8 protein-coding genes are annotated in these 8,934 nt (G+C 70.5%); 1 reads left to right on the forward strand and 7 read right to left on the reverse strand.

Annotated elements, in window-relative coordinates; genetic code table 11:
* Window positions 1-2 precede the first annotated feature (2 nt).
* On the reverse strand, window positions 3-1,538 hold the full coding sequence (locus AB0L06_RS39340) for an acyl-CoA carboxylase subunit beta (RefSeq protein WP_500236385.1): 1,536 nt from the start codon (window positions 1,536-1,538) through the stop codon (window positions 3-5).
* A gap of 56 nt (window positions 1,539-1,594) precedes the next feature.
* Window positions 1,595-3,460: an acyclic terpene utilization AtuA family protein gene (locus AB0L06_RS39345; protein ID WP_500236371.1), complete on the reverse strand. Its 1,866-nt coding sequence runs from the start codon at window positions 3,458-3,460 to the stop codon at window positions 1,595-1,597.
* 116 nt (window positions 3,461-3,576) lie between these two features.
* Here AB0L06_RS39345 and AB0L06_RS39350 point away from each other — a divergent pair, with 116 nt between their 5' ends.
* Window positions 3,577-4,185 carry a TetR/AcrR family transcriptional regulator gene (locus tag AB0L06_RS39350; protein ID WP_500236373.1) on the forward strand — a complete coding sequence of 203 codons (609 nt, stop codon included), beginning with the start codon at window positions 3,577-3,579 and terminating at the stop codon, window positions 4,183-4,185.
* A 194-nt stretch (window positions 4,186-4,379) separates the two neighbouring features.
* Here the strand turns inward: AB0L06_RS39350 and AB0L06_RS39355 are convergent, their stop codons facing one another.
* The 5 genes from AB0L06_RS39355 to AB0L06_RS39375 form a co-directional block, all read right to left on the reverse strand.
* Window positions 4,380-4,784: a VOC family protein gene (locus AB0L06_RS39355; protein ID WP_500236374.1), complete on the reverse strand. Its 405-nt coding sequence runs from the start codon at window positions 4,782-4,784 to the stop codon at window positions 4,380-4,382.
* Window positions 4,785-4,933: 149 nt separating this feature from the next.
* A complete protein-coding gene (locus AB0L06_RS39360; RefSeq protein ID WP_500236375.1) occupies window positions 4,934-5,392 on the reverse strand; it encodes an N-acetyltransferase in 459 nt (152 codons plus the stop codon).
* A gap of 43 nt (window positions 5,393-5,435) precedes the next feature.
* Window positions 5,436-6,101 carry a class I SAM-dependent methyltransferase gene (locus AB0L06_RS39365; RefSeq protein WP_500236377.1) on the reverse strand — a complete coding sequence of 222 codons (666 nt, stop codon included), beginning with the start codon at window positions 6,099-6,101 and terminating at the stop codon, window positions 5,436-5,438.
* 280 nt (window positions 6,102-6,381) lie between these two features.
* Entirely contained in the window at window positions 6,382-7,608 is a 1,227-nt protein-coding gene (locus AB0L06_RS39370) for an MFS transporter (protein ID WP_500236378.1), read from the reverse strand.
* A 120-nt stretch (window positions 7,609-7,728) separates the two neighbouring features.
* The gene (locus AB0L06_RS39375; protein WP_500236379.1) at window positions 7,729-8,442 is read right to left on the reverse strand and encodes an MBL fold metallo-hydrolase; all 714 of its coding nucleotides are present in this window, start codon (window positions 8,440-8,442) and stop codon (window positions 7,729-7,731) included.
* Between the last annotated feature and the right edge of the window lie 492 nt (window positions 8,443-8,934).

Raw genomic sequence — 8,934 nt, forward strand, 5'->3', positions numbered from 1 at the left:
CATCACATCCGGAAGACGCCGTAGCCGTCCGCGCCGCGCACGGGGGCGTTGTGGACCACCGACAGGCACAGGCCGAGGACGGTGCGGGTGTCGCGGGGGTCGATGACCCCGTCGTCGTACAGCCGCCCGGACAGGAAGAACGGCAGCGACTCGGCCTCGATCTGCGTCTCGACCAGCTCCCGCATCGCGCGGTCCTGGTCCTCGTCGTACGCCTGGCCGCGCGCCTCGGCGGCGGCGCGCGCGACGATCGACAGCACCCCGGCGAGCTGCTGCGGCCCCATCACCGCCGACTTGGCGCTCGGCCAGGTGAACAGGAAGCGCGGGTCGTAGGCCCGTCCGCACATGCCGTAGTTCCCGGCCCCGTAGGACGCGCCCATCACGACGGTCAGGTGCGGGACCTTCGAGTTCGCGACCGCGTTGATCATCAGCGCGCCGTGCTTGATGATCCCGGCCTGCTCGTACTCGGCGCCGACCATGTAGCCGGTCGTGTTGTGCAGGAACAGCAGCGGCGTGTCGGACTGGTTCGCCAGCTGGATGAACTGCGCCGCCTTCTGCGCCTCCGCGCCGAACAGCACGCCCTGCGCGTTCGCGAGGATCCCGATCGGGTACCCGTGCAGGCGCGCCCACCCGGTGACCAGGCTCGTCCCGTAGAGGGGCTTGAACTCGTCGAACTCCGAGCCGTCCACGATCCGCGCGATCACCTCGCGCGGGTCGAACGGGACCTTCAGATCCTCCGGGACGATCCCGGCCAGCTCCTCCGCGTCGTACAGCGGCTCCCTGACCGGGCCGGACGGTCCGGGCCCGAGCTTGCGATGGCCGAGCCTCTTGACGATCTGCCGTCCGAGGCGCAGCGCGTCGTGCTCGTCCACGGCCATGTAGTCGGCGAGGCCGGACGTCCGCGCGTGCATCTCCGCGCCGCCGAGCGACTCGTCGTCGGACTCCTCGCCGGTCGCCATCTTCACCAGCGGCGGCCCGCCGAGGAACACCTTCGCGCGCTCCTTCACCATGACGGTGTGGTCGCACATGCCCGGGATGTACGCGCCGCCCGCCGTGGAGTTCCCGAACACCAGCGCGATCGTCGGGATCCCCGCGGCCGACAGCCGGGTCAGGTCGCGGAACATCCGCCCGCCCGGGATGAAGATCTCCTTCTGCGTCGGCAGGTCCGCGCCGCCGGACTCGACCAGGTTGATCACCGGCAGCCGGTTCTCCAGCGCGATGTCGGACGCCCGGAAGCTCTTCCTCACCGTCCACGGGTTGCTGGACCCGCCGCGCACCGTCGGGTCGTTCGCCACGATCAGGCACTCGACGCCCTCCACGACGCCGATGCCCGTCACGACGGACGCGCCGACCGGGAAGTCGCTCCCCCACGCGGCGAGCGGGCTCAGTTCCAGGAAGGGCGAGTCGGGGTCGAGCAGCAGCTCGATCCGCTCCCGCGCGAGCAGCTTCCCGCGCCTGCGGTGCCGCTGCACGTACTTGTCGCCGCCGCCCGCCAGGGCCTTGGCGTGCTCGGCGTCCAGCTCGGCGAGCTTGCCGAGCATCGCCGCCCTGCGCTCCCGGTACTCGGGGCCGGCGGTGTCCAGCGTGCTTCTGAGGGTCAAAGGACGGCCTCCGGGACGATGACGGAACGGGACCTCAGCCACTCCCCGAGGGCCTTGCCCTGCGGATCGAACCGGGTCGAGGCGGACACGCCGTCCTGCAGCAGCCCTTCGATCACGAAGTTCACCGCCCGCAGGTTCGGCAGTTCGTACCGGACGACCCGATGCTCTCCGGTCTCCGGCAGCAGCTCTTGAAGACGCGCTTCGGTGAGGTATTCCCTAAGCCACGCGAACTGCGCGTCCGTCCTGGCCCAGACCCCGATGTTGGCGTCCCCGCCCTTGTCGCCGCTGCGCGCCCCGGCGACCTCACCAAGCGCCACCACCCGCTTCCCTGTTTCCACTCCCGCCTCCATGACGGGCGCCGACGCCGCCGCGACAGGCGACGATGCGGCAAGGGGCATCAGCACAGCGGGGTTTTCCACAGGACGCGCGACGGCTTCCCTTCGGGCGCCTGCGGGTTGGACACTGGAAATGGGGTCGCCCCCCTGGGCGGGCGGGGGCTGCAGGGGCTCGTTTTCTCCCGCTCCCGCTACCGCCGGAATCGGCACCTCGGTCCCGTCAGGAAGGGCCGCCAGGTGCTCGACCTCCCCGTTGGGCACGAACGCGGGCCGGTACACGCCGTACGGGCTCCCCTTCCCCGGCGGGGACGTCATCGTGAACCCGGGGTACCCGGCCAAAGCCAACTCGACGGCCGCGTTGCTGAAGGAACGCCCGACCTTCTCCGGGTCCGCGTCCAGGACGGCGCACCGGAGCAACGCCGTCGCCTCCCCCTGTGTCTCCGGGTCCGACTTCACCGCACCGATCGTCGTCCACTCGACACGCCTCGGACGGTTCTCGCCCCAAGCCGCGTCCATCTGCGCGCGCACGAAGGCGCCCTTGGCCTCAACGCCCAGGCCCGTCAGGACGAACGTCATCTCGTTCCGATGCCCGCCCAGGTGGTTGAGGCACACCTTGGTGGTCGGAGGCGGCGGCGTCCCCCGCACCCCGCTGATCCGGACGCGGTCAGGCCCGTCGTCTTTGAGCTCGATCGTGTCGAAGCGCGCGATCACGTCGGGACCCGCGTACGCGGGCGCGCCGATCTCGTAGAGCAGCTGCGCCGTGACGGTCTCGACGGTCACCGCGCCGCCCGTCCCGTCGTGCTTGGTGATGACGCTCGACCCGTCGGCGTGGATCTCGGCCACCGGGAACCCCGCCGCCCGCACCGAGCCCGGCACGTCCACGTCGTAGATTTCCTGGAAGAAGGCGTAGTTCCCGCCCGTGGCCTGCGCCCCGCACTCCAGGACGTGCCCGGCCGCGGTGGCGCCCGCGAGCGCGTCCCAGTCGTCGCGCGCCCAGCCGAAGTGCGCCGCGGACGGCCCGACCACGAGCGACGCGTCCGTCACCCGCCCGGTCACCACGACGTCCGCGCCCGCTTTCAGGCACTCCGCGATCCCCCACGCGCCGAGGTAGGCATTGGCGGTGAGCGGCTGTCCGTAGCGCTCGTCCCGCAGGCCGAGCTCCTGCGCGCGCGGGAGCAGGTCGTCCCCGTGGACGTGGCCGACCTTCACATCCAGCCCGAGCCGCTCCGAAAGCTCACTCAGCCGCTCCGCGAGCCCGCGCGGATTCAGACCGCCCGCGTTCGTCACGATCTTCACACCGCGCTCGACGGCCAGCCCGAGCGCGTCCTCCATCTGCCGGAGGAAGGTCGTGGCGTACCCGCCGCCTGGGTCCTTCAGCTTCGACCGGCCGAGGATCAGCATGGTCAGCTCGGCCAGGTAGTCCCCGGTGAGCACGTCCAGCGGACCGTCCTCCAGCATCTCCCGGACGGCGCTGAACCGGTCGCCGTAGAAGCCCGAGGCGTTCCCGACGCGCAGCGGTCGACTCATGTCCCGCACCCTGCCAGCCCGGCACGATAAAATCAATCGCGCTTGATTGTTTTCTGCCCACGGTACGGTTCATCCCGGCCACCGCCCACCGCAGCCCAGCCACCCGATCGGAGACCATGACCACCCGGGCCGTCCCCCGTGAACCCCGCCAGGACCGCAGCCGCGCCACCCGCGGCCGCCTGCTGGAGGCCGCCGTCGACTGCCTGGCCTCGGTCGGCTGGGCCGGGACGACCGTGACCGTCGTCGCCGAGCGCGCCGGGGTGTCCCGCGGCGCCGCCCAGCACCACTTCCGCACCCGCGAGGAGCTGGTCACGGCCGCCGTCGAGTACGGCACCGAGGTCCGCATGGACCGGATGCGCGCCCGCCTGGACGAGCTCGCGGGCCGCCGCCCCGACACCCTCGAAGTGGTCACGCTCCTCGGCGAGATGTACTCCAGCCCCCTGTTCAAGGCCGCCCTGCAGCTGTGGGTCGCGGCCAGCTCGGACGATCAGCTGCGCGCCCAGGTCGTCCCCCTCGAGGCCCGCTTCGGACGCGAGGCGCACCGCCTGACCGTGGAGGCCCTCGGCGCGGACGAGTCGCTCCCGGGCGTCCGCGAGACCGTCCAGGCCACCCTCGACCTGGTCCGCGGCCTCGGCCTGGCCGACCTGCTCACCGACGACTCGGCCCGCCGCGCCCGCCTGCTCCACCAGTGGGCCGCGACCCTCGACGCCGCCCTCGGCCGGTGACCGCCCGCGACCGCGGCGCGCCGATGATGACCGCATGCTGCACGTCCTCCGGCTGACCTGCACCGCCTCCGAGGCGGACGCCGCGCCGCGCATCCCCGGACGCGTCCACGAAACGCCGAAGCCCCTCCTGGAGAACGCCCAGGAGGGGCTTCCAAATCGTCGCCCACAGTCGGGCGGATCGCCTCAGGGCGGCCCTACTCGGGCGAGGTCGAGCCTTCGTCGGTCCAGTCGAACCCCCTGTTGCGGCACAGGCAGAAGGGGTGACCGATCGGGTCGGTGTAGACCCGCCAGCCGTAGCCCTCGGCGTTGACCGAGTCCTGCTGCAGCGTCGCGCCGAGATCGAGGATGCGGCGCTGCTCGGACTCGATATCGTCCACTTCGAAGTCGAGGTGAAACTGCTTGGGGTGCTCACTGTCGGGCCACTGCGGAGCGCGGTAGTCGTCCACCCGGATGAAGGCCAGCTCGATCGCGCCGAACTTGATGCCGGCCCAGAAATCGTCGCTGCCCTCCTTGACGGGATGGCCCGTCACCTCGGAGTAGAAAGCGGCCAGCTTCATCGTGTCCGGGCAGTCGATGATGAAGTCCGTAAGTCGCAGCATCCCCAGATCCTGTCACAGGTTCAAGCGTGCCGAACCATCCCAAAGTATGGTCGGCATGCAGGTGAGTGGCCCTTTTGAAGTACGCACCACTCCGCCGGACGAGCGTGCCCACTCTGAGACAGCCCCAGCCCCAGGCGTCCAGCGTCCGGTTACGTACCCGGCCGGTACTCGACCTTCTCGAACGGCCAGTCCGATGCCAGCCAGGCGGCCACGGCCTGGTGCAGCGGGCCGTCCAGTTCGGCGCTGGCCTCACGCACCCACGAGCGGACGTCCGTCACGCCCTCCGACGAGCGCGACGGGTAGATGTAGAGACACCCGATGACCACGTCGGCGTCGTCGAGCACCGTGAAGGTGAAGCCGGCCCGGTTCTCGAAGTCGCGCGCGTGGCGCTCCAGGTCCTTCTGGTTCGCGGCCAGGCTCATGCCGTCAAGAGGCGGCCACTCCCCCTCGCCGAAGCCGGGAGTGGCACGGATGTGCTTGACGCTCGACGTCCACGCGTCATGGTCGGCGTCGTTGTGTTCCGGACCGAGGGGCGTGAGACGGAAACCGTCCCCGGCGAGGCTCACGGGAACAACGAAGTCAACAGGAACGAACGGCTGCTCTGGCATGCCCAGATGCTAGCGACCACACGGATCGACGATGCCGCGGTCCCTAGCCGAGCGGCCGTGCGGCGAACCAGGTGTGGTCATCGGTCAGGAACCCGTCGAGCCGCAGCCCGGCCCGGCCGAGGACGGCCGGAAGGTCGTCGTCGTCCAGCCGCCGCGTGGTGAAGGTGTGGGTCCAGGCCCGATCCTCCGAGCGGTACTCGATGGTCGCCGTGACCGCGCCCGGACCGGCCGGTTCGACCTCGCTCAGGCGCATGTGGATGCCGTTGCTGCTCCACTCCCGGGGGAACTCGTCGAACAGCCCGGCCCGCTCACGCTGGATCAGCACCCGCCCGCCTGGGCTCACGTGCCGCCCGCACGCCGCCAGCAACGCGTCGCGGTCACCATAGTTGACCAGGTACGACATCAGCAGGACGCAGTCGAACCGCTCGTCCAGCGCGAGCTCCTCGATGCCGCTCAGGACCGTCCTGATCCCGGACGGGATGTGCGCGAGCATGTCCGCCGACGCGTCCACGGCCGTCACCGGATGGCCGCGCGCCACGAGTGGAACCGTGACCCGCCCCGTCCCCGACCCGAGCTCGAGAATGGACGCGCCGTCCGGCAGAGCGTCGTGCACCAGCGACGCGCTCCTCTCGTCCACGGGCACCGCCATGTAGTACTCGACGGCCGACCCGTCCTCCGCGATCGGACCAGGACCGGTTCCGTGCGCCATACCGACTCCTTCTCCCCAGGGCCCGCGGCCACGCAACACCACCGCAGGCGGCATCCGCCGGACGCGCCCGACGCGCGCCCGACCACAACGCCCCCATCTTGTGCCGCCCGGCCCCGAAGATCCACTGCGCCTCGAAAACGTACGGTTCCTGGCACGCGCCCACGCGCGGCCGAACGAGTTCACGCTCGCGGTGGAGGCCCCACCCGCGCGGTGGAGCCGACCCCGGACAACGCGCAGGACTCCCTCTGCCCCGTCGTCACGCCATCACGCCATCACGCCGTCACGCCGTCAGCGGATCAAGCTGAGCCGGCACACCCTCCCGGCAACGCCGCGCCCACCGGACGGCGGCGGGGGCCGCGAGCCCCGTCAGCGCGAACAGGACCCCCACGACGTACCATCCGGGACGTCCCCAGGTGATGCAGAGGGAGATGAGCAGGCTCGGGCCGAACGCCTCGGCCAGGCCCGCTCCCAGCCCGAACACCCCCAGGTACTGCCCGGTGGCGCCCTCGGGAGCGAGCGCGAACGACACCTCGAACCCCGCCGCGGAGTGCCACAGCTCCCCCAGGGTGTGGACGATCACGCCACCGACGAGCAGCGTCGCCGCGGCCCACGCGGGCACCCCCGCCGCCAGCGAGATCAACCCGCAGGACACCAGGAACGTCACCCCGGCCCGCCGGTACGCGCTCCCGCCCGCCGCCGGGGAGTCGATCCCACGGCTCGCCCGCACCTGGAGCCCCACCACGATCACCGTGTTGGCGATCATGGTGCCCGCGATCAGCCAGTGTGGCGCCGACGTCGCCGCCACCAGCCACAATGGCAGCGCGACCGTCAGCACCTTGAACTGGACGGCCATGACCCCGTCCAACGCCGTGAGCACCAGATAGGGCCGGTCCCGCAACGCACCCCACCGCGGCCCCTCATCAGCCGCCGCCCGCGGCTTCACCGAAGGCAGCAGAATCAGCGGGGCCGCCGCCAGCAGGTTCGCCACCGCCAGCCCGAGCACGAGCATCTCGTAGGCCGCCGCAGTGCCGACCGCGACGATCCACCCCGCCAGCAACGCCCCGAACGAGATCCCGACGTTCGTCACCGCTCGCAGGTAGGCACGGAACTCCTGCGGCCGCTCCCCACCGAACCGGCGGATCAGTGGACTGCGCGCAGCCAGCCCCGCCGCCTGGGCGCCGGTCGCGACGCACACCACGAGGACGAACGGCCAGAAGCCGTCCACCAGCGTGAACGCCGCCGCCGCCAGCCCCCTCACAATCAGGGTTCCCGCATAGACCCCACGCGCCCCGACCCTGTCCGCGAGATGCCCCACCGCGATCCCGACCACAAGCGAGACCAGCCCCGCGATCCCGAGGCCGAGGCCCACCCGCCCTACCGGCAGATGCACCGCCTCGGTGAAGTACAGGACCCCGGCGGTGAGGTACAGGCCGCTTCCCAACGTGTACAGAAGGTTCGAGGCCGCGATAACACGCTGCGGCGTGCTCTCAGGCAGCAGGTGAGGCACAGGGGGACTCCGTACTCAGGACGACACGGGCGAACCCCACCAGCTTGTTGCAAATGATTCGCAATTACAAGCCCCTCGCACCAAGATCGCCTGCTCCCCGTCCGCCGCCCGAGGCGAACGTCAGGCAGCTCCCTTCTTGACCGCCTCGCTCACCTCGGCCGGCGAGGTCCGCCAGGGGGCGCCGTGCCCCGGAAGCACCCAGGACGCCGACAGCCCGGCGATCCGGTCGAGGGACGACAGCGCCGCCTCCGGGTCGTCGGTGAAGGGCGCGGGCTGCGGGCCCTCACGACCGGTGAGAACGTGCCGGGTGGTCAGGGCGTCCCCCACGAAGACCGCATCGGCGATCGGGACGTGCACCGCGACACTTCCCGGGGAGTGCCCCGGCATGCCGATGATCGCGGGGCTCCCGGGAAGGTCCAGGACGTCGCCCTCGCTGATCTCGGTGACGTCGCCGACGTAGTGCGTGCGCAGGCCGTTCTTGCGGATCGAATAACCGAAGAATCCGAGCGTCGGGCCGAGCCGCATGGGGCCCATCGCCGTCTTGGGCTTCTCGCCCGTTCGCGCGCGGAGCGAGTCGGCGGCATGCACGAACACCGGCACACCATGCCGGCTCCGCAGCCGCTCGGCGAAGCCGATGTGGTCGGAGTCGCCGTGGGTCAGAACGAGCCCCCGGATGTCGTCGACGGACTTGCCCAGCGAGGTGAGTTCACGCTGCAGGTCCCCCCAGTGGCCGGGCAGGCCCGCGTCGATGAGCGTGATGCCCTCGTCGGTGTCGACGAGATAGCACGCCACGATGTCGTTGCCGAGGCGATGCAGATGCGGTGCGAGTTTCACGGGTCCCTCCTTGGAGACTCTGACGCCGAACGTTGGACGCCGAGGAAATCAGCCATGCTGACAGACGTCATCGGCCTTCACCTGCGGAAAGAGCGAACGATGCCGCTCTTCAAGAAGACCCTTCGCGACAGGGGACGTCACCGCGCGGCACCGCCCCGAAGGTAGAAGGCCTTCAGGGACTGAGGATGTAGATGGTCGTCGAACGGATGAGAAGCCCGGCCCCTGTCTCCGTCCTAACACATCAACATTCGCGCAGGGCTCACCGGCCGCCGCCACCAAGACCACTGTCGGCCATCCGACCACCCACCTGGAGCCGACCGAACCAGCCCCCGGCCAGCCCCTCGCCTTCCCCTAGAAACCAAAAAAGGGCCCCGCCATGAATATGGCGGGGCCCTTTAAAAGTGGTGAGGCCCGCCACTCACGTGGCGGGCCTCACTCAATATAAGTCCGGCGGCGTCCTACTCTCCCACACAGTCTCCCATGCAGTACCAT

It is taken from the genome of Spirillospora sp. NPDC052269, from assembly GCF_040679435.1.
Taxonomy (GTDB): Bacteria; Actinomycetota; Actinomycetes; order Streptosporangiales; family Streptosporangiaceae; genus Spirillospora.

Coding starts and splice junctions, on each gene's coding strand:
- AB0L06_RS39355 (WP_500236374.1), bottom strand. CDS start 4,784: ATGCTGCGACTTACGGACTTCATCATCGACTGCCCGGACACGATGAAG.
- AB0L06_RS39350 (WP_500236373.1), top strand. CDS start 3,577: ATGACCACCCGGGCCGTCCCCCGTGAACCCCGCCAGGACCGCAGCCGC.
- AB0L06_RS39340 (WP_500236385.1), bottom strand. CDS start 1,538: ATGCTCGGCAAGCTCGCCGAGCTGGACGCCGAGCACGCCAAGGCCCTG.
- AB0L06_RS39360 (WP_500236375.1), bottom strand. CDS start 5,392: ATGCCAGAGCAGCCGTTCGTTCCTGTTGACTTCGTTGTTCCCGTGAGC.
- AB0L06_RS39345 (WP_500236371.1), bottom strand. CDS start 3,460: ATGAGTCGACCGCTGCGCGTCGGGAACGCCTCGGGCTTCTACGGCGAC.
- AB0L06_RS39365 (WP_500236377.1), bottom strand. CDS start 6,101: ATGGCGCACGGAACCGGTCCTGGTCCGATCGCGGAGGACGGGTCGGCC.